At 68.9% G+C, this 24,406-nt stretch carries 24 protein-coding genes; 9 read left to right on the forward strand and 15 right to left on the reverse strand.

All coding sequences use genetic code 11. The features are described from left to right. Positions 1-284: 284 nt before the first annotated feature. Positions 285-1,832: a 2-polyprenylphenol 6-hydroxylase gene (gene ubiB / locus BLS85_RS16145; RefSeq protein ID WP_092787776.1), complete on the reverse strand. Its 1,548-nt coding sequence runs from the start codon at positions 1,830-1,832 to the stop codon at positions 285-287. 160 nt (positions 1,833-1,992) lie between these two features. Next, entirely contained in the window at positions 1,993-2,862 is an 870-nt protein-coding gene (locus BLS85_RS16150) for a class I SAM-dependent methyltransferase (RefSeq protein WP_092787828.1), read from the reverse strand. Positions 2,863-2,965: 103 nt separating this feature from the next. Here BLS85_RS16150 and mutM point away from each other — a divergent pair, with 103 nt between their 5' ends. The 4 genes from mutM to erpA all read left to right on the forward strand — a co-directional run bounded on the left by mutM (position 2,966) and on the right by erpA (position 5,529). Continuing rightward, on the forward strand, positions 2,966-3,805 hold the full coding sequence (mutM, locus tag BLS85_RS16155; RefSeq protein WP_092787777.1) for a bifunctional DNA-formamidopyrimidine glycosylase/DNA-(apurinic or apyrimidinic site) lyase: 840 nt from the start codon (positions 2,966-2,968) through the stop codon (positions 3,803-3,805). A 16-nt stretch (positions 3,806-3,821) separates the two neighbouring features. Next, the gene (locus BLS85_RS16160) at positions 3,822-4,202 is read left to right on the forward strand and encodes a hypothetical protein (protein WP_092787778.1); all 381 of its coding nucleotides are present in this window, start codon (positions 3,822-3,824) and stop codon (positions 4,200-4,202) included. A 60-nt stretch (positions 4,203-4,262) separates the two neighbouring features. Beyond that, on the forward strand, positions 4,263-5,039 hold the full coding sequence (locus tag BLS85_RS16165) for an enoyl-CoA hydratase (protein ID WP_092787779.1): 777 nt from the start codon (positions 4,263-4,265) through the stop codon (positions 5,037-5,039). Between the two features lie 124 nt (positions 5,040-5,163). Next, positions 5,164-5,529, forward strand: coding sequence for an iron-sulfur cluster insertion protein ErpA (erpA, locus tag BLS85_RS16170; RefSeq protein WP_092787780.1), 366 nt, complete (start codon positions 5,164-5,166; stop codon positions 5,527-5,529). 225 nt (positions 5,530-5,754) lie between these two features. Here erpA and rplS read toward each other — a convergent pair whose 3' ends face one another. The 5 genes from rplS to BLS85_RS16195 form a co-directional block, all read right to left on the reverse strand. Continuing rightward, a complete protein-coding gene (gene rplS / locus BLS85_RS16175) occupies positions 5,755-6,189 on the reverse strand; it encodes a 50S ribosomal protein L19 (protein ID WP_092787781.1) in 435 nt (144 codons plus the stop codon). A gap of 407 nt (positions 6,190-6,596) precedes the next feature. Further along, on the reverse strand, positions 6,597-7,322 hold the full coding sequence (gene trmD, locus BLS85_RS16180; RefSeq protein ID WP_092787782.1) for a tRNA (guanosine(37)-N1)-methyltransferase TrmD: 726 nt from the start codon (positions 7,320-7,322) through the stop codon (positions 6,597-6,599). Next, positions 7,315-7,860, reverse strand: a complete 546-nt coding sequence (rimM, locus tag BLS85_RS16185) for a ribosome maturation factor RimM (protein WP_092787783.1) — start codon at positions 7,858-7,860, stop codon at positions 7,315-7,317. The genes trmD and rimM overlap by 8 nt, the downstream gene beginning before the upstream one ends. Positions 7,861-7,881: 21 nt before the next feature. Further along, entirely contained in the window at positions 7,882-8,277 is a 396-nt protein-coding gene (rpsP, locus tag BLS85_RS16190) for a 30S ribosomal protein S16 (RefSeq protein ID WP_092787784.1), read from the reverse strand. Positions 8,278-8,320: 43 nt separating this feature from the next. Further along, the gene (locus tag BLS85_RS16195; protein ID WP_092787785.1) at positions 8,321-9,958 is read right to left on the reverse strand and encodes a signal recognition particle protein; all 1,638 of its coding nucleotides are present in this window, start codon (positions 9,956-9,958) and stop codon (positions 8,321-8,323) included. A 990-nt stretch (positions 9,959-10,948) separates the two neighbouring features. Here BLS85_RS16195 and BLS85_RS16200 point away from each other — a divergent pair. The 3 genes from BLS85_RS16200 to BLS85_RS16210 all read left to right on the forward strand — a co-directional run bounded on the left by BLS85_RS16200 (position 10,949) and on the right by BLS85_RS16210 (position 15,488). Beyond that, entirely contained in the window at positions 10,949-13,717 is a 2,769-nt protein-coding gene (locus tag BLS85_RS16200) for an ATP-binding protein (RefSeq protein ID WP_176793828.1), read from the forward strand. Positions 13,718-13,820: 103 nt separating this feature from the next. Beyond that, positions 13,821-14,240: a secondary thiamine-phosphate synthase enzyme YjbQ gene (locus BLS85_RS16205; RefSeq protein ID WP_092787787.1), complete on the forward strand. Its 420-nt coding sequence runs from the start codon at positions 13,821-13,823 to the stop codon at positions 14,238-14,240. Between the two features lie 270 nt (positions 14,241-14,510). Beyond that, positions 14,511-15,488, forward strand: a complete 978-nt coding sequence (locus tag BLS85_RS16210; RefSeq protein WP_092787829.1) for an HpcH/HpaI aldolase/citrate lyase family protein — start codon at positions 14,511-14,513, stop codon at positions 15,486-15,488. 34 nt (positions 15,489-15,522) lie between these two features. Here the strand turns inward: BLS85_RS16210 and BLS85_RS16215 are convergent, their stop codons facing one another. Continuing rightward, a complete protein-coding gene (locus BLS85_RS16215) occupies positions 15,523-16,776 on the reverse strand; it encodes an aminotransferase class V-fold PLP-dependent enzyme (protein WP_176793830.1) in 1,254 nt (417 codons plus the stop codon). A 59-nt stretch (positions 16,777-16,835) separates the two neighbouring features. After that, positions 16,836-17,594 (reverse strand): nuclease-related domain-containing protein, encoded by a 759-nt coding sequence (locus BLS85_RS16220; RefSeq protein ID WP_176793832.1) that lies wholly within the window; start codon positions 17,592-17,594, stop codon positions 16,836-16,838. Positions 17,595-17,803: 209 nt separating this feature from the next. Here BLS85_RS16220 and BLS85_RS16225 point away from each other — a divergent pair, with 209 nt between their 5' ends. Both BLS85_RS16225 and BLS85_RS16230 read left to right on the forward strand, forming a co-directional pair. Beyond that, positions 17,804-18,352 carry a response regulator gene (locus tag BLS85_RS16225; RefSeq protein WP_092787790.1) on the forward strand — a complete coding sequence of 183 codons (549 nt, stop codon included), beginning with the start codon at positions 17,804-17,806 and terminating at the stop codon, positions 18,350-18,352. A 68-nt stretch (positions 18,353-18,420) separates the two neighbouring features. Further along, the gene (locus BLS85_RS16230) at positions 18,421-19,062 is read left to right on the forward strand and encodes an acyloxyacyl hydrolase (protein ID WP_092787830.1); all 642 of its coding nucleotides are present in this window, start codon (positions 18,421-18,423) and stop codon (positions 19,060-19,062) included. A gap of 47 nt (positions 19,063-19,109) precedes the next feature. Here BLS85_RS16230 and BLS85_RS16235 read toward each other — a convergent pair whose 3' ends face one another. The 6 genes from BLS85_RS16235 to BLS85_RS16260 form a co-directional block, all read right to left on the reverse strand. Beyond that, entirely contained in the window at positions 19,110-19,625 is a 516-nt protein-coding gene (locus BLS85_RS16235; protein WP_092787791.1) for a prolyl-tRNA synthetase associated domain-containing protein, read from the reverse strand. A gap of 85 nt (positions 19,626-19,710) precedes the next feature. Continuing rightward, positions 19,711-20,496, reverse strand: coding sequence for a response regulator (locus BLS85_RS16240; protein WP_092787792.1), 786 nt, complete (start codon positions 20,494-20,496; stop codon positions 19,711-19,713). Then, a complete protein-coding gene (locus BLS85_RS16245) occupies positions 20,489-21,385 on the reverse strand; it encodes a bifunctional 5,10-methylenetetrahydrofolate dehydrogenase/5,10-methenyltetrahydrofolate cyclohydrolase (protein ID WP_092787793.1) in 897 nt (298 codons plus the stop codon). Before BLS85_RS16245 ends, BLS85_RS16240 begins: the two co-directional genes overlap by 8 nt. Before the next feature lie 63 nt (positions 21,386-21,448). Next, positions 21,449-21,787, reverse strand: coding sequence for a DUF167 family protein (locus tag BLS85_RS16250; RefSeq protein ID WP_092787794.1), 339 nt, complete (start codon positions 21,785-21,787; stop codon positions 21,449-21,451). A 12-nt stretch (positions 21,788-21,799) separates the two neighbouring features. Next, positions 21,800-22,099 (reverse strand): YggT family protein, encoded by a 300-nt coding sequence (locus BLS85_RS16255; RefSeq protein WP_092787795.1) that lies wholly within the window; start codon positions 22,097-22,099, stop codon positions 21,800-21,802. Positions 22,100-22,242: 143 nt separating this feature from the next. Beyond that, a complete protein-coding gene (locus BLS85_RS16260; RefSeq protein ID WP_092787796.1) occupies positions 22,243-24,339 on the reverse strand; it encodes a hypothetical protein in 2,097 nt (698 codons plus the stop codon). Positions 24,340-24,406: the final 67 nt, after the last annotated feature.

Genomic DNA, 24,406 nt, shown 5'->3' on the forward strand with positions numbered 1-24,406 from the left:
GTCAGACCATCAACCTCCGAAAGCCAAACCAAAAACGTGTCCCGATCCATACCCGCCTCCCGCGTTCAGCATCCTTTATGATACCAAAAACGGGAACGCATACCTAACGCTAATTGAGCCTATATTTTTAATTGGGCTGCGCTTCTCACAATGACGAGCATAAGTGAAGATGTGTGAATCGGATAGCCCTATCCAGGGGAGGGGGCCGGTGCGCGCCAGGGGCGACAAGCCGTTCACTTCGGAGGCCGGGCGGCCAAAATGAGAACTGCTGCGCCCCCGGTTCCTCAACTCAGAATCAGCAGCGTTCCCAGGATCGCGATCAGGCCCCAGGGCAGCGCCTGCCTGAACGGGTTGGGGCGTGGCCGCATGGCCTTCAGGGTGTCGGGATGCAACCGGAGGCCGTCGGCGCTGATCATCGAGGCGGCCCGATCGGCGTGATCCAGGATCTTCGGAAGCCGGTCCGCCGCCGTGGCCAGTGTTTCCATGCCGCTGCGCAGGCGGCCCACCGGTCCAAGGGTCTCGGCCATCCACTTCTCGATCAGGGGCTGCGCCAACTCCCACATGTTCACCGTGGGCGCCACGGTGCGCCCCACGCCCTCGATCACCAGCAGGCTCTTCTGCAACATCAGAAGCTGCGGCTGGGTGGACATGTTGAAGGTCTCGGTGACCTGGAAGAGCTGCCCCAGCAGGCGGGCGATGGAGATTTCGGCCAGGGGCTTACCCAGGATGGGCTCGGCGATGGAACGCGAGGCCTGGGTGAAGGCCTCGACCGACTGGTCGGCCGGGATCCAGCCAGCAACGAAGTGGGCCACGGAGACGCGGCGATAGTCGCGGGTCAGGAACCCCAGCAGCATCTCGCCCAGGGTGCGGCGGGTCGCGGAATCGACACGGCCCATAATGCCGAAGTCCACCGCTACGACGGTGCCGTCGGGCTCCACGAACAGGTTGCCGGGGTGCATGTCGGCGTGAAAGAATCCGTCGCGGAACACCATGTTGAAAAAGGCGTTGGAGGTGCGGCGAATGACCTCCAGCGGGTCCAGCCCGGCGGCCACGAGTTGGTCGATCTCGTCAATAGGCAGGCCGACGATGCGCTCCAGCGTCATGACGCGTTGGGCGGTGCGGGTCCAGTCCACCTCGGGCACGCGGAAGGTCTCGTCACCGGCGAAGTTCTCCGCCATCTCGCAGGCGGCGGCGGCCTCGAATCGCAGGTCCATCTCCATGTGGACCGAAATCTCGAAGGTGCGGATGGTCTCCACCGGCTTCAGCCGCTTCATGATCGGCTGGGTGGCCTCCATCAGTTCCGCCAGCCAGATCAGCAGGCCGACATCGCGGCGGAACGCGGTCTCGACTCCCGGGCGCAGCACCTTGACCGCAACCTTGCGGCCCTCCGGGTAGGTCTTGTCGGGCGGGGTGACGGCGTAATGGACCTGGGCGATGGAGGCGGCGGCGACGGGCGTTTCCTCGAATGCCTCGAACGCCGCTTCCAGCGGCCGGTCGAGTTCCGATTCGATGATCTCGCGGACATCCTCGAACGGGAACGGCGGCAGGCGGTCCTGAAGCCCGGACAGGTCGGCGGCGATCTCCTCGCCCAGCAGGTCGGAGCGGATGGACAGCGCCTGACCGAACTTGATGGCCGTCGGCCCCAGTTCGACCAGGGCATTGGCCAGCCGCTGGCCCGGGCGCCCCGGGGCCTTCTCGTTGACGAACAGGCGGGCGGCCGCGATGACCGGCTTGGCCACGCCGACCCGTTCCACCAGGAACAGGGCGTTGTGGCGCGCCAGCACGCGGGCGATCACCCACAGGCGAAGCAGATTACGGCCGAGGCGTTGCATCAGGACAGGTCCGGGGTCGGAGTCACACCGGCCTCAGAAAAGGCTAGCCTTTTCGGGGGCCGGTCGGCGCAAGCGCGCCGACGTGGCGGGAGAACCAAACCGTCATCGGTTCGCCGCGGCGATCTTGAAACGAAGGCACGGCTCTCATCGTCGGTCACGATCAGAGGCGCCAACCCGAATGAATCGCGGCGATTCCCGCCGACAGGTTGCGATAGCGGGCGTGCCGCAGGCCGGCGGCGGTCATGCGACGGCACAATTCCTCCTGGGGCGGGAAGCGGCGGATGCTTTCCGCCAGATATTCGTAGGACTCGCGGTCTCTGGCGACCACCTGCCCCAGCGTGGGCAACACCGAGAACGAATAGACGTCGTACAGCCGGTCCAGGCCCGGCAGCACCACCTTGCTGAACTCCAGGCAGTAGAACCGTCCGCCCGGTTTCAGCACCCGGCGGGCCTCGGCCAGGGCGTTGTCGATGTGGGTGACGTTCCGCAGGCAGAAGGCGATGGTGTAGACATCGACGCTGGCGTCATCCACGGGCAGTTTCTCGGCGTCGCCGACCAGCCAGTCCAGGCCCGTCACCAAGCCCCGGTCGAGCGCGCGGTCGCGGCCGACCCGGATCATGTTCTCGTTGATGTCGCAGACGGTGACCCGCCCGCCCCCGGCCGGCGGCGCCTGGGCCAGCGCCTCGTCGGTGGTCTCGTCTTCCGTCTGGCGGCGCTTCGCCTCGGCGCGGCGCGTCATGTGGTCGAGCAGGCGGAAGGCGATGTCACCGGTGCCGCCGCCGACATCCAGGCAGGCCATGCCCGGTCGGGGCGAGACCTGATGGACGAACGAATCCTTCCACAGGCGGTGGACGCCGCCGCTCATCAGGTCGTTCATCAGGTCATAGCGCGAGGCCACGGAATCGAACACGCCCCGGACCATGCCCGCCTTCTCGGCGGCGCGGACGGTGCGGTATCCGAAGTGGGTGGTGTCCGGGTCGGCCGGGGCGGCGGAGCCGGACTCCGGCAGGTCGGAGTCTTGGTGCGTCATGGCCGGCAACATAGCGGATCACATCGCATCGCACCAGAATTGTTGCACGCGGATCGGGCGTCTATATGAGGCGGTTGTCCGTCGATCCGGAGCGCGCGCCGCCATGCCCGAACTGCCCGAGGTGGAGACCGTCCGCCGCGGCCTGGAACCGCTGTTGCTGGGCCGTCGGCTGGCGCGGGTCGTGGTGCGCCAGCCTCTGTTGCGCTGGCCGGTGCCGGCCGGATTCGCCCGTGCCCTGACCGGCCGGCGGGTCGAGGCGCTGGACCGGCGCGGCAAGTACCTGCTGATCCGGCTGGACGACGGCCGCGCGGTGATCGGGCACCTGGGCATGTCGGGCTCGCTGGCGACACGTCCCACGGCAGCGGCGCCCGACCCCCACGATCACGTCCTCTTCGAGACCGACGCGGGCGCGCGCCTGACCTTTCATGATCCGCGCCGATTCGGCGCCCTGTTGCTCGCCGACGCGGCCGGGCTGGCGTCGCACCCACTGCTCGCCCACCTGGGGCCGGAGCCGCTGGACGAGGCCTTCGACGGCCCGGCGCTGGCGGCGCGGCTGGCCGGCAAGCGGTGTTCCATCAAGGCGGCGCTGCTCGACCAGCGCGTGGTCGCCGGTCTCGGCAATATCTATGTCAGCGAAAGCCTGTTCCGCGCCGGCCTGTCGCCGCGCCGGCTGGCGGGAACGGTGACGGGCGCGCGCGCCGTCCGGCTGGCCTCCGCGATCAAGGCCGTGCTTCTGGAGGCGCTGGAGTCGGGCGGCTCGACGCTGCGCGACCACCGCCGCGCCGATGGTACCCTAGGCTATTTTCAGCACGCCTTCGCCGTCTATGACCGCGAGGGACTGCCCTGTCCCGGCTGCGATTGCGACCTTGCCCGCACCGGCGGCATTCGGCGCTTGGTGCAGAATGGCCGCTCGACATTTTTCTGTGCGGCGCGGCAACGCTGATGTAGCGTGCGGGGCCATGACACGGGGACCGAAACACGCGGTTGGCGCGCTTCTGGCGCTTGCGCTCCTGGCGGCCATGCCCTCGCCCGGCGTGGCCGACGAGGCGGGCGTCTTCGTGACCGGGACCGAGGATCTGCCGTTGATGCCCGGGCTTCGCGAGGTGCCGGATCGCGGCGTGGTGTTCGAGACCGGCCAGGGCCGTATCGTGGAGGCGTATGCCGTCGGATTCCTGTCGGCGGATGCGGTTGGGGGGTTTTACCGCGAAAGCCTGGAACAGTTGGGCTGGAGGCGAGTCGGCGACCTCACCTTTCATCGGGAGGGAGAGGTCCTGACGCTGACGTTTCCGTCCGCGCCCGATCCCCTGACGGTGCGGTTCCGGATCGCGCCGGGCCCGTGAGGATTCAGAGTCATTTTCCCGCGCACCGGACGGGCGCGGACCAGTGCGGAGCGTTGAGATATGGCCTACGAGAACATTCTGGTCGAGACCCACGGCAAGGTGGGCGTCATTGTCCTGAACCGGCCCAAGGCCCTGAACGCCCTGTCGAAGGGCCTGACCCGGGAACTGGCGCAGGCGCTGGACAGCTTCGAGGCCAACGACGACATCGGCGCCATTGTCCTGACCGGCAGCGAGAAGGCCTTCGCCGCCGGCGCCGACATCAAGGAGATGGCCTCCAAGTCCTACATGGACGTCTACATGGAGGACTTCATCACCGTGGACTGGGAGCGGGCCTCCACCTGCCGCAAGCCGGTGATCGCGGCCGTCTCCGGCTATGCCCTGGGGGGCGGCTGCGAGTTGGCCATGATGTGCGACTTCATTCTGGCGGCCGAGAACGCCAAGTTCGGCCAGCCGGAAATCACCATCGGCACCATGCCCGGCGCCGGCGGTTCCCAGCGTCTGACCCGTTTCGTCGGGAAGTCCAAGGCCATGGAGATGTGCCTGACCGGCCGCATGATGGACGCCGCCGAGGCCGAGCGTGCGGGCCTCGTCAGCCGCGTCGTGCCGGTCGATGACCTCAAGGACGAGGCCATCAAGACGGCCTCTAAGATCGCCGACCTGTCGCTGCCGGTGGTGATGATGACCAAGGAGGCGGTCAACCGCGCCTTCGAGACCACGCTGGGCGAGGGTCTGCGGTTCGAGCGCCGCCTGTTCCACTCCACCTTCGCCACCGAGGACCAGAAGGAAGGCATGGCCGCCTTCGTCGAGAAGCGCCAGCCGGACTTCAAGAACAAGTAGGGCGGCGCGGTCGGGGTCGGTGCGACAGGGGCGCTCCCCCTCGACAGGCGGGCGCGACGTGCCTACATGGCCGGGGACTGTTCGTGCGGACCCTGCGCGGTTCCGCCAGCCGGGACGCCATGCCATGACCGAAGCCGAGACCCAGACCGCCCCCCCGCCGGCCGGCACGCTGTCCGTCAGCGAGGCCTGCGCCGCCCGCGTGCGCACCCTGATCGCCGGAGAGCCGGCGCCAGAGCCCATGCTGCGCGTGATCGTCGAGGGCGGGGGATGCTCCGGCTTTCAGTACCGCTTCGACCTGGACCGGGTGGTGGCCGACGACGACCGGGTGTTCGCGGCCCACGGCATCCGCGTGGTGATCGATGAGGCCTCTCTGGAGATTCTGGACGGCTCGGAGATCGACTATGTCGAGGATCTGATGGCCGCCGCCTTCACCATCCGCAACCCGAACGCCACCGCGACCTGCGGGTGTGGAACGTCGTTCGCGGTGTAATCCGGAACCCGGATGATCGGCTCCCGTGCGTTGGCCGCCAACCCGTAGGTTGGGGTGAGCGAAGCGAACCCCAACGGATCCGGCCACCAGAACCGAATGGTGTTGGGGTTCGCTTCGCTCACCCCAACCTACGGGCCAATTCGCCGGATCGCGAACGAGTCACCCGGTCTCCGGATAAGACCTTAGGCCGGAACCGAAATCCCGGCCGGTGGTCCCGGTGGCGTGCTACTCACCCTTGGTGCTGGCGGCGTCCTTGCGGGCCTTGGAGACCTCGCGCTCGTGATGCAGCGCCTTCTGCGTCGCGGTGCCGTCCTCGACGATGCGCGCCGAGCGACCGCGACGGCCCCGCAGATAGTACAGCTTGGCGCGGCGGACCTTGCCTCGGCGCACCACCTCGATGCGGTCGATGGTCGGAGCGTACAGCGGGAAGACGCGCTCCACACCCTCGCCGAACGAGAGCTTGCGCACCGTGAAGGAGCTGTTGAAGCCGGCGTTGCGGCGCGCGATGACCACGCCCTCGTAAACCTGGATACGGCTGCGCTGGCCCTCGACCACCTTCAGGTGGACCTTGACGGTATCGCCCGGGGAGAACTCCGGCACGCCGCGCTGCTCCAGCGCCTTTTCGATTTGCTCTTTCTCAAGCTGTTCGATGAGGTTCATGGTCTGTCGTCCTTTCGCATCAATCTTGGTTGGTTTTCATTGGCGTTTTTGTTTTCATCGCCGCAACGATCCTGACGGATCACGCGGCAGTTCACATTTCAGTCGCCGCCGCGATCCGTCAGGATCGCGCGGCTTCGGGCCTTCGGCCCGCCCGGGCGGTCGCCCGGGATTGGCACACCACATCCGACGCGACCGCGTCGGCGCGGCGAAGCCGCGGAGCCCCGCGAGGTCCGAAGGACCGAGCTGGGGCGATAAAGAACAAAGATTCGCTCGGGTTTGGCACACTCCATTCAGCGCAGACGTGCCCAGTTAACACCTCTTCTTCGTAGGGCGGGTTCGCGCCGAAGGCGCAACCCGCCATGTGTGGTGCCGTCTGTGGCGGATTGCCGCTGCGCGGCGACTCCACCCTACTCCTTCTCCACATACCGTGCCCACAGATCGGGGCGCCGGTTCCGGGTGATCGCCTCGGCCTGTTCGCGCCGCCACTGGGCGACGCGGCCGTGGTGACCGGAAACCAGCACCTCGGGCACGGTCCGTCCGTCCCACACCTGCGGCCGCGTGTAGTGCGGATACTCCAGCAGGCCGGTCTCGAAACTCTCCTCCGCCAGCGATTCGGCCTTGCCCGTCACCCCGGGCAGCAGCCGCACCACCGCGTCCAGCATCACCAGCGCCGCCGGCTCGCCCCCGGAGAGGACGACATCGCCGACACTGACCTCCTCCATGGACCACGCGTCAATCGCACGTTGGTCCAGGCCCTCGTAGCGACCGCACACCAGGGTCACCCCCGGCCCGGCGGCCAGCTCCCGCACCAGCGCCTGATCCAGCACCCGCCCGCGCGGGGACGGGTAGATCAGCCGCCGCTCCGGCGTGTGGTTCGCGGCCACCGCGTCGCTCACCACGTCGGGGCGCATCACCATGCCGGCGCCACCGCCGAACGGCGTGTCATCCACGGTGCGGTGACGGTCCCGGGCATAGCCCCGAATGTCCACCGCGTCCAGCGTCCACACCCCCTCGGCCAGCGCCTTGCCGGCCAGCGACAGCCCCAGCGGACCCGGAAACATCTCCGGGAACAGCGTCAGCACCACCGCCGACCAGGGACGCGCGGCACCGGTCTCAGCCCCGGTCTCAGCCATTGCCGTTGCCCTCGTCCGCGCCCGCGTCCTCCAGCAGCCCCGGCAGATCGGCCACCACCGCCCGGCCCGCCGCCACATCCACCACCGGCACGGCGGCCCGGGTGAACGGGATCATCAGCGGCTTTCCGCCCGCCGCCGTCGGCGTCACGTCCAGCACATCGCCGGCCCCGAAATCGTGCACCGCGCGCACCGTGCCCAGCGCCGTGCCGTCCTGTCGCTCCACCCTCAGGCCGATCAGGTCGGCGTGGTAGTATTCCTCGTCCTCCCCGGCCGGCGGCAGCGCGTCGCGCGGGACATACAGCCGCAGGCCCTTCAACGCCTCGGCGGCGGTGCGGTCATCGACGCCGTCGAGGCGGCACAGCACCACGCCCTTGGCGTCGCCGACCACCGACAGGCCCCACGACCGCGCCCCGTCCTCGGTCCAGACGGGGCCGTAAGCGCCCACATCGGCGGGGTCGGCCGTGAAGCTCTTGACCCGCACCGCGCCGCGCACCCCGTGCACGCCGACCACCACGCCCAGGCAGACCCGTTCGGCCATGGTCCCGGCTCCCAGGGGAGATTACGTAGCGTCGCCGTCCGCGGGTGCGGCGTCCGCCTCGGCGGCGGCAGCGGCGGCCTCGGCCTTCTCCTGAGCCTCGCGCAGACGCTCCTGGGCTTTGGCCTTGGGCTGGTTCTTCTTGGTCTGCTCCGGATGCGGGCGGGCGTCCATCAGGCCGGCCTCGGCGAGGAACTTGGCCACGCGGTCGGTCGGCTGCGCGCCCTGGGCCATCCAGTGGCGGATGCGCTCCTCCTTCAGGCGGACGCGCTCCTCGTGCTCGCGCGGCAGCAAGGGATCGTAGGTGCCCAGCTTCTCGATGAAGCGGCCGTCGCGCGGCGACCGCGCATCGGCCAGCACCACACGGTAGAACGGCCGCTTCTTGGCGCCACCACGGGACAGACGGATCTTGAGGGACATGCTTGCTCTCTCCTGGTGTTTCTTGTTCTCGGTGTTCAGGTGTCTATTTCTTGCGGCCCTTGGGCCGCTGCATCATCAGGTTGGTGGGGAGCCCGGATCGGCCGGGACCACCGGCGCCCAGCCCAGGGGGCAAGGCCGGGCCACCCGCGCCCCCGGCGCCCAGGCCGGGCGGCAGTTTGCCATCGGCCAGTTCGGGCGGCAGCTCGCCCCGCTGCGCCATGTCGGCCAGCATTTTCGGGTCCATGTCGCCCATGTCGGGGGCGCCACCGCCGCCGCCGAACATGCCGCCCATCTGTTCGGCCAAGCCCTTCATGCCGCCCATCTTTTTGACCTTCTTCATCATCTGGGCCATCTGCTGATGCTGTTTCAGCAGCTTGTTGACCTCCTGCACCGTGGTGCCAGCGCCGGCGGCGATGCGCTTCTTGCGCGAGGCCTTGATGATGTCGGGATAGCGCCGCTCGCGCCGGGTCATGGACAGGATGATGGCTTCCTGGCGCTTGATCATCGAATCGTCGATGTTGGCGGCCTCGATCTGCTTTTTCATCTTGCCGACGCCGGGCATCAGGCCGAGCAAGCCCTTGACGTCGCCCATACGGCGGACCTGTCGGAACTGGGAGAGCATGTCCTCCAGGTCGAACTTGCCCTTCTCCATGCGCCGGGCGAGCTTTTCGGCCTCGTCCACCTGAATCGAGCGGGCCGCCTTTTCCACCAGACTGACGACATCGCCCATGCCCAGGATGCGCCCGGCGACGCGGTCGGCCTGGAATTCCTCCAGGGCGTCCATCTTCTCGCCGGTGCCCATCAGCTTGATGGGCCGGCCGGTGATGGCGCGCATGGACAAGGCCGCGCCGCCCCGGGAGTCGCCGTCCACACGGGTCAGAACGATGCCGGAGATGCCGACCTTCTCGTTGAACTCGGTGGCCACGACGACGGCGTCCTGGCCGATCATGGCGTCGGTGACGAGCAGGGTCTCGGCCGGGTTGGTGATCTTGCGGACCTCGGCCACCTCCTCCATCAACTCCTCGTCGATGGCCAACCGGCCGGCGGTGTCGAGGATGACCACGTCGTAGCCGCCCTTGCGGCCCTCATCCAGGGCCCGCTTGGCGATCTGCACGGGCTTCTGGCCCATGATGATGGGCAGGGTGTCGACGCCGGTCTGTTCGCCGAGCACGGCAAGCTGATGCTGGGCCGCCGGGCGCTGCACGTCCAGCGAGGCCATCAGCACCTTCTTGCGCTGCATGGTCTTCAGGCGCAGGCCGATCTTGGCCGACGTGGTGGTCTTGCCGGAGCCCTGCAGGCCGACCATCAGGATCGGGACCGGCGGCGTGGTGTTGAGGTCCAGGGCCTCGGTCACCCGGTCGCGCTTGCGGGCGCTCCGCTCGTCCTCATCCTCGTCGTCCGCCGCGCCGCCGACCTCGCCGGCCAGCATTTCCACCAGGGCGTCGTGAACGATCTTGATGACCATCTGGCCCGGGGTAACGGACTTCAGCACCTCCTGACCGACAGCGCGCGCGCGCACCTTGGCGACGAAGTCCTTGACCACCGGCAGGGCAACGTCGGCCTCCAGGAGGGCGACGCGCACCTCCCGCATGGCCTCCTTCACGTCGTCCTCGGAGATGCTGCCCTTGCCGCGCAGTTTCTCCAGAACGTCGCCGAGACGACCCGACAGCCCTTCGAACATGACCAAACCCCAAGCCTATTGGTCCGCGCCGCGTCGCGTTACGCCAACAGCAAACACGCCAGTGCGCGAACCCTCGCGGACTGGCGGGCCGCCGTGGCGGCAAACGTCACGACCCAATGCGGTACGAAGACGATCCGGCCGGACAAGGCCCGGACGGAAGACGGCTTTTTAGGCCGGCGCGCCCCGGCGAGTCAATGAAAGGATTGGCGGGACAGCAATTCTCAGGATGGAGGGAGAACACCGGTTGCGGCCGGTGCCGGCCTGTTCTCCTCCCCCTTCGGGGGGACGTTGGGAGGGGGGCGAGGGGATGTCCGCACGGACCCCGCTTGCCGCATCAACCCCGCGGGCCTTTTTTCAACCCCACGGGCTTTCTTTTCAACCCCACGGGCTTTCTTTTCAACCCCACCCCAGGCCCTCCCCTATCCAGGGGAGGGCGTTCGGCTCGCGCCTGGGGCTCACAGCCGTTCCCTTCGGAGGCCGCGCGGCCAAAATGAGAACTGCTGTTGGCGGGAGCTTGACACAGGGGGCCGCTGTTGCCCCGAGAAGGCAAGGGCCGATGCGACGGGCGCGACGATCCGCTCGATCTCGGCGGGCGCGGGGGATTCGATGGAAAAGGGAACCGTCGGGTCAGAATTCCAACAGATCGGCTCTCGTCTCCCCGGTTTCAAGCGAAGCCCGTGCCCATCGCGTCGCCCCGTCGAATCCCGTCAACGGACTCCTCATGCCGGCCCCAACGCGGCTTGAACGGCCTGAGCCCGTGTGCGGGCCGTCAGGCCGCTTTCGAAAAGCCTTCTCTAAAGACGCAGGCGGCCGGAAACCAGTCCCGTCCAATTGAGAACTTACCTCTGCGGGCAAGCTCCGGTATGATGGGCAGGCCGCATGGTCCCGAAGGCGGCGCGGATCGGTTCGAGCCTTTTGGGACCGCATGGACTTTGGGAGGGGTTTGAGACGTTGAGCAACCCGGGCACGTCGGGGGCCACGAACGGTCCGATGCCAAAGGACGGCGGCACACCGCCGACGGGACTTGACCTGTCGGAGTGCGAGGCCGAACCAATCCATTTACTCGGCCACATCCAGCCGCACGGATACCTGTTGGCGCTTGATGCCGACGCCACCCGGATTACCCACGTCAGCGCCAATATCGCCGGATTCCTGGGGCAGCCCCCCGAAGCCGTGTTGGGGAAATCCCTGCCGGACGTTCTGGAGGCCCCGGTGGCCCAGCGCCTCGTCGACCTGATTCGGGGAATCGGGACCCGGGCGGGGCCGACCGCGGCGACGGCGGTTTGTCCGCCCGGCTCGTCCGAGCCCTGCGCCGTCACGGTTCACCGGCACGCCGGCCGCCTGTTCGTCGAGGTCGAGCGTCTGCCTGCCGAGGAGACCGCGCCGACCGTGCCGGCCCTCACCGCCGTACCCGATTCTTTGGCGGAAATGGGCGACGACGTGCTGCATCGTCTGGCCGACCGTGCCGTGCGCGCGGTGGCCGAGGAAACCGGCTATGACCGGGTGATGATCTACATGTTCCATCCGGACTGGAGCGGTGAGGTCATCGCCGAGATGCGCCGCCCGGAGATGGTGCCCTATCTCGGTCTGCGCTATCCGGCCACGGACATTCCCTCTCAGGCGCGCCAGCTTTTCACCCTGAACCTGCTGCGGGTGATCGCCGACGTGGACGCCCGGCCGGTCTCCATCGTGGCCGAGCCCGGCACCGCCGAGGACGCACAGGCGCCCGATCTGAGCCTGTCCGGCCTCCGCAGCGTCTCGCCCTACCACCTTGAATACATGCGCAACATGGGGGTGGCGGCGTCGCTGACCGCGTCGATCATCATCGACGGAGAACTGTGGGGCATGGTGGCCTGCCACCACCGGCGTCCTCGTCTGACCCCGCCCGCGCAGCGCGCGGCGGTGATGCGGCGGGTCGGCGATCTGGTCGCCCACGTCAAGGCCCAGGAGCAGATGGAGGCGGTGCGCCGCGCGCGCGCCGTGGACTTCGCCATGGGCCGGCTCGATCGGCGCTTGAGCGAGGGTCAGGATCCGGTGTCCGCCCTTCTGATGGGCGATCAGCGCCTCGTCGAGGACCTGGAGGCCCAGGGCGCCATGGTGGCAGCGGATGGGGCGATGGCCCTGGTCGGCCGCTGCCCCAGCGGGCCGGTGATCGCCAGAGTCCTGGAGATGGCCGCCCGGACGGACGGTCCGGTTTTCATGACGGACGCGCTCAGCGCCGAGATCGGCGCCGTTGGCGACGGCGAAGGGCCGAATGCGGACGAACCCGTCGTGGGGGTGTCCGGGGATATCGCGGGGTGCGCCGTCCTGGTGATGTCTCGCGCGCCCCTTGTGGCCATCGCCGCATTCCGCGAACCCGAATCCCGCAATGTGTTCTGGGCCGGCGATCCCAACAAGCCGGCGATCCGCGAAGAGGGCAAGGAGCGCATCAGTCCGCGCAACTCCTTCGCCGCCTGGAGGGAAAGAGTCGAGGATCGGTCGCGTCCGTGGGAGAGGTGGTGCGCCGACCTGCTGACCCGCGCCGGGACCGCGGTGGGCCGTCATGTTGGCGCGGACAATCCGGCCGAGGCCTTGGGAAACGCCGTGCGCGGCCTCGCCATGCGCTTCAAGGATGCGCGCACCGTGCCAGGCGGGACCCTGGACGCGGCGGGACAGGGAGTTCTGCTGACCCTGCGACAGTCCGGGCATCGGGCTCGCGTCGTAGCCACCAACCAGACCTTTCTCGACCTGTTCGACCTGGAACCCGGCACGATCGAGGGTGAATCTCTGCACACCGTCGCGGCGCGGATCGGCCTGCCCGACGACCTTCGCCGCAAGGTCCTGTCCGGTCCCCAAACGTTCGACTGCTGGTCACGGTCGCTGGGGCGGCGGGCGCTGGAAACGGTCGCCCGCAACATGCTGGCGGTGCGCGACAACGGATCCGTCGTGGAATGGGACGTGTTCACCTTCCGCGATGTCACCGCCTTCCACCGCACCGCCGAGGCCTTGGCCGCCGCCCGTGACGAGGCGGTCACGGCCTCGCGCCAGAAGAGCGAGTTTCTGGCCAACGTCAGTCACGAACTCAAAACACCGCTGAACGCGATCATCGGGTTTTCCGAGTTGATCCAGTCCGGCCGAGTGGGGCCGACATCGGATCGGGTCACCGACTACGCGCGCATCATCGGCGAGGCGGGTCACCATCTGCTGACCATGATCAACGATCTGCTCGATCTGTCCCGGGCCGAGGCCGGCCGTCAGATCATCGAGGATGAGCCCGTCAATCTGACCACGCTGGCGCGGGACTGCCTGTCCTGGATGCGCTCGCAGCCGCGCGGCGACGCCGTCACCTGGACTCCCGGCGGTGTGCCCGATGGCCCCCTTTGGGTGCGCGGCGACAGTCGCGCCCTGCGCCGGGTCCTGCTCAACCTTCTGGGCAATGCCCTGAAGTTCACGCCCGACGGCGGAACGGTTGGTCTGGTGGTGGGACACATGGGCGATGGCAGCGTGTTCCTGGAGGCGCGGGATACCGGAATCGGCATTCCGGCCGATGAGGTGGAGAGCATCTTCCAACCGTTCCGGCGCGGCAAGGGCGCGAACGTCAGCGCCCGGGAAGGCGCGGGACTGGGGCTTGCCATGACCAAGGCCATGGTGGACCTGCACGGCGGCCGGATCACCGTCGAGAGCACGGTCGGCACGGGTAGCACCTTCCGCGTTCTGCTGCCGCGAGACCGGGTGTTGAGGTCGGGCTCGGATCCGATCAACCCCGCCCAACCCGCGTAAGACATCCCGCGCAGGCCCGGACCAGCGGGCGAAGACGTCGGGGACCGAGGCCGGATGCGGCGGGGGGCAACGCACCCAAGCCGGATCAACATGGACCCTGACCATGCGCCAGCATCACGACACCCTGACCGTTCAGACACGCGGCACCGGCTTCGTTGAGTTCACCCGCGACGCCGCCCGGCTCGTGGCCGACAGCGGCATCCGCGACGGCCTGCTGACCCTGCTGATCCAGCACACATCGGCCGGACTGACCATCACCGAGAACGCCGACCCGGACGTGCTCGCCGATCTGACCGACCGCCTCGCGGTGCTGGCGCCGCGCGATCCCTCGCTGTACCGCCATGGGCTGGAGGGGCCGGACGACATGCCCGCGCATATCCGAACCCTGCTGACCAACGTGCAACTCTCGATTCCGGTCAGGGACGGCCGCATGGTCCTGGGCACCTGGCAGGGGCTGTTCGTGGTCGAACACCGCGCGCGCGGTGGTCGCCGTCAGGTTGCGGCGCATGTCATCGGCGAGTGACGCCGAAAAGGAACTCCGCGCCCACAGAAGGTCTCGATGCGGTTGGACGACAGGGGACCTGACGGCGCCGCCCGGCGGCCTCCGCGCCGCCGAAAGGTTTGTTCGCAGTGCAGCATTGACTATATTGCCGGCACAGGGATGAGCGGTGATCCGCTGGCGCCGGGGTTTCCGGCGCGACGGGACGCCGCGTCCACGGTCCGGGACCGACGCTCGGTCTCGTCCCAAGGGGAGAAACAAGCTTCCCCGTATCAGTCGATCTTGGAGGACTTCATGAGCTTCACCGTCATCGAGCAGGCTCCGGCGCGCCTGAACCGTTCCGAATTGGCCGTGCCCGGCTCCAGCGCGCGTTTTCTGGAAAAGGCCGCGCAGGGGGCCGCCGACGTGGTGTTCCTGGACCTGGAGGACGCGGTCGCGCCCGACGAGAAGGAGAAAGCCCGCAAGAACATCATCGCGGCGCTGAACGATCTGGACTGGAGCGGCAAGACCGTGTCCATGCGTATCAACGGCCTGGACACGCACTACATGTACCGCGACTTGGTCGAGGTGCTGGAGGGCGCCCCCGGCAAGCTGGACCTGATCATGATCCCCAAGGTCGGCACCGCCGCCGACGTGTACACGGTGGACTGTATCGTCAGCCAGATCGAGGCCGCGACCAAGGTCGAGAAGCGCATCGGCTTTGAGATGATCATCGAGACCGCGCTGGGCATGGCCAATATCCATGAAATCGCCGCCGCCTCGCCGCGCAACGAGAGCCTGCATTTCGGCGTCGCCGACTATGCGGCCTCAACCAAGGCGGCCACCGTGGGAATCGGCGGTCCCAATCCGAACTACGGTGTGTTGACCGACCCGGCCGACGACGGCAGCCGCGACTATCATTGGGGCGACATGTGGCACTACGCCATCGCCCGCATGGTGGTGGCCGCGCGCGCCCACGGCCTGCGCCCGCTGGACGGCCCCTTCGGGGACATCAAGGACCCGGACGGCTACACCGCCCAGGCGCGCCGTGCCATGGTACTGGGCTGCGAGGGCAAGTGGGCGATCCACCCCTCCCAGGTCGATCTCGCCAACGAGATCTTCACACCGACCGAAAAGGACATCGCCAAGGCCAAGGCGATCCTGGAGGCCATGGAGCAGGCCAAGAAAGAGGGTCGTGGCGCCGTGACCCTGGACGGCAAGCTGATCGACATCGCCTCCATCAAGCAGGCCGAGGTGATGGTCAACAAGGCCGCGCAGATCGCGGGGAAGTAGGGCGTGTCCGGGCGGGCGGCCGATGGTCGCCCCCCTATGCCCCCGGCAGGGCGTCGAGCAGGCGGTCGACGTCTTCGGCCGTGTTGGTGTGGACCATGCTGGCGCGGACGATGCCGTCGTCCGGATCCAGGCCCAGCGCCTCGATGGCCCGCCAGGCGTAGAAATTCCCGTGACGGACGGCGACCTTGCGGGCGTGCAGCGTCGATGCGATGTCGCGGGACGACAGGCGCTCATGCACGAAGGCCACGGTGGGCGAGCGGTGCGTCCCGGCCTCCTGGGCGCCGATCACCCGGATCCCGGGGATGGCGTGCAGGCCCGCCAGCAGACGCGCGGTCAGGGCCTCCTGATGGGCCTCGAAGGCGCCGAACAGGCGCTCGACGCGGGTGCGCGGGGCATCGTCCGGCCCGCCCCCCAAGTCCCGGTCGAGGGCTTCCAGATAGTCGGTGATCCCGGCCAGTGCCGCCGCCAGTTCGTGCGGGGGGCCGCCGGGATTGAGCGGCAGGGTGCCCTTGCCGGCGAGAAACATGTGGTTCTGGTTCTCCAGACGTCCCGGCAGTTCCGGCCGCAGCGCCAGAACGCCCACATGCGGCCCGAACACCTTGTAAGGACTGAACGCATAGGCGTCGGCGTTCAGCGCCATCACGTCCACCAGCGCATGTGGGGCGAACGACACGCCGTCCACCACCGCCAGCGCGCCGGCCTCGTGCGCCAGCCGGACGGCGTGGGCGGCATCGCTCACCGCGCCGGTGACGTTGGAGGCATGGGGCAGGCACACCAGCCGGGTGTTCTCGGTCAACAGGGACTCAAGGTCCGCGATGTCCAGCGCGGCCGTCTCCGGATCGAGGCGCCATTCCCGGATCGTCGCGCCCACCCGTGTCAAGCGCCGCCATGGCGTGATGTTGGCCTCGTGGTCCAGGTTGGTGACGATGATCTCGTCGCCCGGCTCGAACAGCGGGGCCAACGCGTTGGCCAGGACATGCAGGTTGGTCGAGGTATCGGCGCCAATCACCAGGGTGTCGACCGGAGCATTGGCCATCGTGGCCATGGCGGCCGTGCCTTCAGCGATCATGGCCGACGCCAGCGCCGACGCCGGGAAGGGTGCGCCCGGCTGCACCTTGGCCTCGATCATGAAGCGGGTCAGGCGGTCCAGGACGGCCTGGGGGACATAGGTGCCGCCGGCGTTCTCGAAAAACGCCCAGCCCGCGCAGGGGCCGGTTCGGAAGGCGGGGAAACGCGCGCGGGCAACGGCTGGATCGAACGCGGGTGCTGCGGCATTGGCATCGGGCATGACGGGACGAACTCGACAAAGGGGATAGGGAGGCATTGGACCACTGGCCTCGGCCGGGGTCAGGCCATCAGTCCGGTGCCCACGGCCAGCGCCAGCAGCATCAGCCCGCCGGCGCCCAGGAAGACCACGCCCGTGGCGGTACGCTGATCCGCCATCAAACGGCGCAGGGCGCGGCGGGGCATGGCCGACCAGGATCCGGGTCCACCCCTGTGCCGGGCCAGCCCCGCGTCGTGCAACGCGGTCCAGGCCTGCTCGACGGATGCGGAGGGCGCTGATCCGTCCGCGTCCGCCGCCCGTAACTCCTGCAGAAACGGCCCGAGCGGCGCGACACCCTCGGGACGGCCGCGCGGAAATTGGGTGCGTCCGGGCACCAGCACCTGACCGGTGACCGTCAGGTCTTCGGCGTCCGCCTCGGCAAGCGCCGCGCGCACGGCCGTCATGGCGCGGTTCAGACGGAGGAGCGGGTTGCCGAAATGATAGATTTCCAGGCCCAGGTCCTGGCGCCAGACGCGGGCGCCGCGCCGCCCGATCAGACGGCCCGACCGCATGCATGTCTCAAGAACCACGAGGCCGGTGGGCAAGCGCACCAGATGATCGATCTGGCACAGCCCGCCGTGCCGGCCCTTCAGGACCAGATCGTTCAGGCAGGTCAGGCCGGCCTTGTGCAGCGAGCGGGCCACCCGCCGCTCGGCCCGGCCCTGCCGCAGTGCCGGCCCCACGGTCATGTAGACGCCGGCGACCAGCAGGAACACGGCGACGACGGCGAACAGAAGGCCCCACAACACATCCGTGGCCCACAGGATCAAGCTCTGTTCCATGGTGTCGTGCCCGGGCTCCCGTTGTGGCCGGCGGCCGGCCGGGACCGCCGCCGCGTTTTCCATCCGTTTCCGGTTCTTCTTCATACGCGTCGACCGGCGCGTTGGCCAGCGCCGAAACGCCCTGTCGCCCGGCGGGGCGCGGCGAACTTGACCTGACGGGTCGCACCCTGACATTGAAGAGAGGGGAAGTTTACAAAAAGGACGGTCTCATGGGTCTCGACCTCAGCCGGCTGTGCGTCCTGATCGTTGACGACAATACGCACATGCGCCTGATCGTCACGGAGATCCTGCGCTCCCTTGGCGTCGGAACGATCAAGGCAGCCGCCGATGGGGCGGATGCCCTGAAGATGATGCGCGTGGTGGAGGCCGACATCGTCATCGCCGATATCGACATGGCGCCGCTGGACGGGCTGGAGCTGACGCGGCTGTTGCGAACCTCGAAGGACAGCCCGAACCCTTACGTGCCCATCATCATGCTGACCGGCCATACCGAGGCGTTCCGGGTGGTCGAGGCCCGCGACGCCGGGATCGATGAGTTCCTGGCCAAGCCGATCTCGGTGAGCAGCCTGTATTCGCGCATGCGCGCGGTGATCGAGCGCCGCCGACTGTACATCCGCTCCAAGGGATATGTGGGGCCGGATCGGCGGCGTCGCGACAGTGACTTCCGCAAGTCCGGTGGTACCGAGCGGCGCCGCGATCCGGAGGGCGGACTGAGTTCGGCATTAATTGACACTCCTGGGCAGGATCAAACCGCCTGAAACCGTTTGCCTTCCCACCATGAGCCGCTAAGGTGCCCAATTGCTGGGTTGACGGGGAGATGGCGGCCATGACGTGGACCGTGAGCAGGGCCTTGACCGTGGGATTGGTAGGCCTGGGCCTGAGCGTGGGCGCGCCCGGTTCGACGGCGCGCGCGGATCAGGACTTCAATCTGATTGCCGCCGCCTCGTTGGCCGTCATCGGTGCGGGCATGATCGGCGATCATATTCGCGGCAACGACATCTGGGCTCCCGGGCCGGAGGAGCCCTTCCGCGTCGCTCTGGGCGCTGGTGTCGCCAACGTGAATCCCGACAATGAGGCGGACGGAGACACCCTGTACGGCCTGTTCCGGGCTGAGGCCCGCCTGCCCATGAAGCTGTGGCGGTTCACACCCATCGCCGGTGTTGAGGTGACCCATGAGGGGTCGGTCTACGGCTACGGCGGCCTTGCGCTCGACGTGTTCTTCGGTGAGAACATCCTCGTCACGCCGAGCGCGGCCGTTGGCTTCTACAGCGCCGGGGGCGGCCGCGACCTGGGTTATCCGCTGGAGTTCCGCACCGGCCTGGAGGCGGCCTGGCAGTTCGAAGGCGGCACCCGCCTGGGCTTAGCCTATCACCACATCTCGAACGCCGAACTGGGCGACCGCAACCCGGGCATCGAGAACTTGACGGTCAATCTGGCCGTGCCCCTGGGCATGGTGTTCGGGGAGTAACGGGGGGGCGGGTGGCGTGCCGGCGTCCGGACCCATCGGCCTGCGGATCAGGCGGGCTCCTCGGGCGCGGTCAGGTCGATCTCCCGGATCTCGTGGCCCAGCTCGTCCAGGAACCGGCGCAGGTCGGCCGTGCGGATCGAAGTGGTCGCGGTATTCACCAGCGGGTGATAGTTCGCCACCTCCGACGCCATCATGTGGGCGTCCAGAATGACCGTCACGCGCCGTTCCGTGTCATTGATCAGCGCAAAGGGCGTGACCGAGCCCGGCTCCACCCCCAGCACCGCGCGCAGCAGCTCGGCGTTGCCGAACGACAGTCGCTTGCACCCCAGGCGTTTGTGCAGCCGGTTGGCGACGATCTCGCGATCATGCGGGCAGACCACCAGAAACAGCGCGCCCTTGGCGTCCTTCATGAACAGGTTCTTGCAATGCACGCCGGAGATCGCGTCGTAGGTGGCCTTGGCCTCCTCGACCGTGAACACGGGATGGTGCTCGACCGTGGTGGTCTCGATGCCCAGCCGGTCGAGATGAGCGAACAGGGGGGCGGTGACGTCGGAAAGGGGCATGGGGCGTCTCGTGCGGGGTTCGGGGATTGCGGGTGGAAAGAACGCTCGGATCGTGCGCCGTTTCCGGGCGCGGCCGCAAGGGGGGTCACAGCCGCTCCACCGGTACGGCGAGCACGTATCCGCCGCCCCACACGGTTTTCAGCACGGCCGGCTCCTTGGGGTCGACCTCGATCTTGCGGCGCAGGCGGGAGACCTGGGTGTCCATCGACCGGTCGGTGACGGCGGCGTTGTGGCCGCGCGCCAGATCCAGCAGTTGGTCGCGGGTCAGCACCCGCTGCGGATGCTCGACAAACGCCCGCAGCATGGAGAACTCACCGCTCGACAGCGCCACCGCGACACCGTCCGGCCCCTCCAGTTCGCGGCGGCCCAGATCCAGAATCCAGCGGTCGAAGCGTACCCGACCGGCCGGCGGCAGCCGGTCGGCTGCCGCCTCCGCGTCACCATTCACGACACTCGCGCGCGGGCCGGCGCGGCGCAGCACGGCCCGCACCCGGGCCAGCAACTCGCGCGGATTGAAGGGTTTGGGGATGTAGTCGTCGGCGCCCAGTTCCAGGCCGACGACGCGGTCGGTCTCCTCGCCCATGGCGGTCAGCATCACCACCGGCAGCGCGGCCGTCGCCGGATCGGCGCGCAGCGCGCGGCACAGCGACAGCCCGTCCTCGCCCGGCAGCATCAGGTCGAGGATCATCAGGTCGGGCCGGTCGTCGGTCGGCCCCTCCAACACCCTGCGCGCGGCGGCGGCATCGGCGGCCGTGGAGACGGCGAAGCCGTGCTGGCCCAGATAGCGCGCCAGCAGATCGCGGATGTCGGCGGTGTCGTCCACCACCAGGATGCGCGGCGCCGCACCCGCGCCGCCACCGGTCTCAGCCATGGCGGGCCTTCTCGTCCAGCCGGTTCTGTCGGCGGCAGGCGGTGACGACGTTGCGCATCAACATGGCGATGGCCACCGGGCCGACCCCGCCGGGAACGGGCGTGATCCATCCCGCCACCTCGCGCACCTCGTCGAATCGGACGTCCCCGACGATGCGCAACTCGTCGTTCACCGTCACCCGGCTGCGGCCCAGGTCAATGACGGCGGCGCCCGGTTTGACATGGCGGGTGCGGATCATGCCGGCGCGGTTGGTGGCGGCCACCAGGATATCGGCTTGCCGGCAGACCTCGGCGAGATCGCGGGTGTCCTCGTTGGCGACGGTCACCGTGCAGCGCTCGTTCAGCAGCAGGCGCGCCGCCGGCCGCCCGGTGCGGTGGGTGTCGCCGACGACCACGGCGTGCCAGCCGACCGGGCGCGACTCGACCACGGTCTTCAGCAGGTGGATGCCGGCCAGCGCCTCGCACGGCACGAAGGCGGGCGCGTCGTTGGCCAGCAGCCCGGCATTGCTGGTGTGGAACCCGTCCACGTCCTTGCTTGGGGCGATGGCCTCGATCAGGCGTCGGGCGTCGCGGTAGCGTGGCAGGTAGTGTTGCACCAGGATGCCGTGAACGGCGTCATCGTGATTCAAACCGTCGATGACGGTGATGACCTCGGCGTCCGTGGTGTCGGCGGGCAGGGTATAGAGCTGGGTGCGCAGGCCGGCCTCCTCGGCCCGGGCCTTCTTGTTCTCGATCAGACGCAGGGTGTTGGCGTCGTCGCCCACGACCACCAGGGCCAGGGTGACGGTCAGGCGGTGGTCGGTGTTGAGGTCGCGAACGGCCTTATGCACCTCCCGCAGCATGTCGCGGGCGGTGGGCTGACCCTCGATCACACGGGCGCCGCCGGCCATGGCTGTCTCTCCTTTCAGACGGTGGGCGGACGGATCGGGAGGCGGACCGCCACGGCGCGGCGATTACCGGCGGGGCAGGGCCATCAGACGTGCCGTGATGTCCTCGACTGTCGCCGCGTCGGCGGAGATGTGCAAGGTTTTGCGGCGGTCGATGGCGCCGGCCGTGACCTGAATCGCGCCCTTGGGCACCTTCCACGCCTTGGCCAGAAGCGCCACCAGGGCGGCGTTGGCCTTGCCGGCCTCGGGCGCGGCGGTGACGGAGACACGCAGCCACGGCCGGCCGTCGGCGTCCCGTGCGATGCCGTCGATGCCGGCCCGTGCCGCTCGGGGCGTCAGGCGCACCGACAGGCGGGCCCCACCCTCGGCGGCGACCAGAGGCAGGGTGTCATCCTCGGCGCGCATGGCGATGCCCTGCTAGCCCAGCTTCATCAACAGCCGTGTGAACAGCATTTCCAGGAAGATCAGGCCCAGGATCAGCACCATGGGCGACAGGTCCACCCCGCCGAACGAGGGCAGCCGGCGGCGGATCGGCCCCAGCGCCGGTTCGGTCAGCCGGTACAGCATTTCGCCCACCGTTGCGATGAAGCGGTTGTAGCCGTTGACCACGTTGAAGGCCACCAGCCAGGACAACACCACCTGAGCGATGACGACCCACATGTAAAGGCGGATGACGATCAGCAGAATGCCGAACACGGGTCCGAATATGATGTCCATGGCGGACGGATCCCTGATGTTTGTGTGGGTGGGGGAACGGAGAGGGACCCTAGTGCAAAAATGGGCGTGAGGGAATCACCGGATGGGACGGGTGGCGTTCCGCCCGCAAGGTCACCGCGCCCGTGCACCGGCCGGTCCGAGCCTCACCGTGCCTCGCGCCACCACGCCAACCCCAACCCGCCCAGGATCAGCAGCAACGCCAGCCACGGCGGCAGCAGCGCCGCCTGATCCACGCCGACCACCCGATAGGATCCGGTGTCGCGCAGGCCGATCCAGCCCGAACCGGCCAGGGCGCCGGTTCCGGACACCCGGCGCACGGCGGGCATGCCGTCCGTCTCCAGCCAGCGCACCGTCCCACCGCTGGCCTCGGCGAGCGGTGCCAGCGGCGCGTCCGTCGCCCTGACCTCGGCCGTTTCCAGCGGGTTGGGGGTGCCGGCCACGGCCACGGCGCTCAGGGTGCCGTCGTCCAGGGTATGCACGCCCGGCGCCGCGTCGGGCAGCACCGCCACCGCGCGGCCGTCGCCTTGGTCGGTCAGGGGCAGTTCGTGCGTCTGTCCCAACGGGTCGGTGACGGTGACGGTGTCCGGCATCGCCTCCGGATCCAGGCCGCGCCGGGTGACCTCCAGTCCGTCGCCGACCATGCGTGCGCCCAGGGTCTCCTCCTCCAGGTCCGGCTCACGCATCAGCCAGTGCGCCACGCGGCGCAGCAGCTCGGCCTGTGGGCCGCCGCCCTCGAAGCCCTTGGCCCAGAGCCACATGGTATCGCTGAGCAGAACGCCGGCCCGGCCCTCGCCGGCTCGCGCCAGCACCAGCAGCGGACGCTCGCCCGCGCCGGTCAACAGGGTCTGGCCGTCCCCGGAGACTTCCGCACCGGCCGCGAGGTCGGCCTCCACCACCCGCGCCCAACGTCCCCAGGCGGGTTCGCTGTTGGCGTCCGACGGCAGGCCGGGCAGGCTGGCGGTGACCGGATGGCGACGGCCCATGGCGGTGGGGTTGGGACGGAAGGCCTCGTCGATGACGGCCCGGGTGGGAGTCACCGGCAGCACGTCGGCCAGCGCGCTGTCGTACAGGCTGACGGTCTCCGCGAATTCCGGCCCGACCGCGAGCAGGAGGGCGCCGCCCCGGCGAACGTAGGCCGCCACGTTGGCCAGATAGCCCAGCGGCACCAGCCCCTGACGCCGGTAGCGGTCGAAAATGATGAGGTCGAAGCTGTCCAGCCGCTCCTGGAACAGATCGGCGATGGGAAACGCGATCAGGGCCAGTTCGTGCAGCGGCGTGGCGTCGTCCTTGTGCGGCGAGCGCAGAATCGTGAAGTGGACCAGATCGACGTTGGGGTCGGACTTCAGCAGGTTGCGCCAGACCCGCTCACCCGCGTGCGGCTGGCCGGAGACCAGCAGCACCCGCAGTCGGTCGCGCACACCGTTGACCGAGATGGCGGCCCGGTTGTTGACGACGGTCAGTTCGCCCGGCACCGGCCGTGCCCGCATCTCGAACACCGTGTCCCCGGCGTGCTCCAAAGGCAGCGAGACCGATCCGGGCCGGTTGGCGGGCACCGTGACGGTTCCGGCCGGCCGGCCGTCGCGAAACAGAGTCAGCGGCACCGGGGTTCCGTCGGCCAGCGTCGGATCGCGCAGGCGCACGGTGGCCTCCAGCGTGCGGCCGACGAGCCCGTAGGTCGGCGCCGCCTCGACCGAAAGGTGGCGGTCCACCTCGTCCGGACGCCCGGTCAGCAGAACGTGCAGCGGCGCTCCCAGGGTGGCGGCGTCCAGGGTGTCGGCGTCGTGGACCCGGCCGTCGGTCAGGGCGATTACCCCGGCCCGGCGCGACGGCGGCACGTCTGCCAGGGCGGCCCGCACGGCGGAAAGCAGTCGGGTGCCGCGTTCGCCGTCCGTTTCCTCGACCCGCGTCACGCGAACCTCCAGGTCGGGACTGTCCCCGAGCGAGTCGCGCAACGCCGCCAACCCGGCTACCGTGCGGGCCGCGCGCCCGTCCAGTCGGTTGGAGGTGCTCTCGTCGACCGCGATCACGGCCACGTCGGCCAGCGGCTCGCGGCGCTCCGCCACGCCCTGCGGGTTGGCCAGCACCAGAAGCAGCAGGGCACCGGGCAGCAGGCGCGTCCACGCGCCGCGCGCCCGGCGCCAGACGGCCAGGGCGGTGAACAGCCCTACCAGCGCGCCCAGCCCCCAGAGCACGGGGACGGGGACCAACGGGGCCAAAGCGATCTCGACGGGCGGGGTCATGGGCGGTGGACATCCTCGCCACGGCGTTGGAACCGGTTACGGATACCACATGGGAACGCGGACCGGC

The sequence above is a fragment of the Rhodospira trueperi genome (genome assembly GCF_900101965.1).
GTDB classification, from domain to species: Bacteria; Pseudomonadota; Alphaproteobacteria; order Rhodospirillales; family Rhodospirillaceae; genus Rhodospira; species Rhodospira trueperi.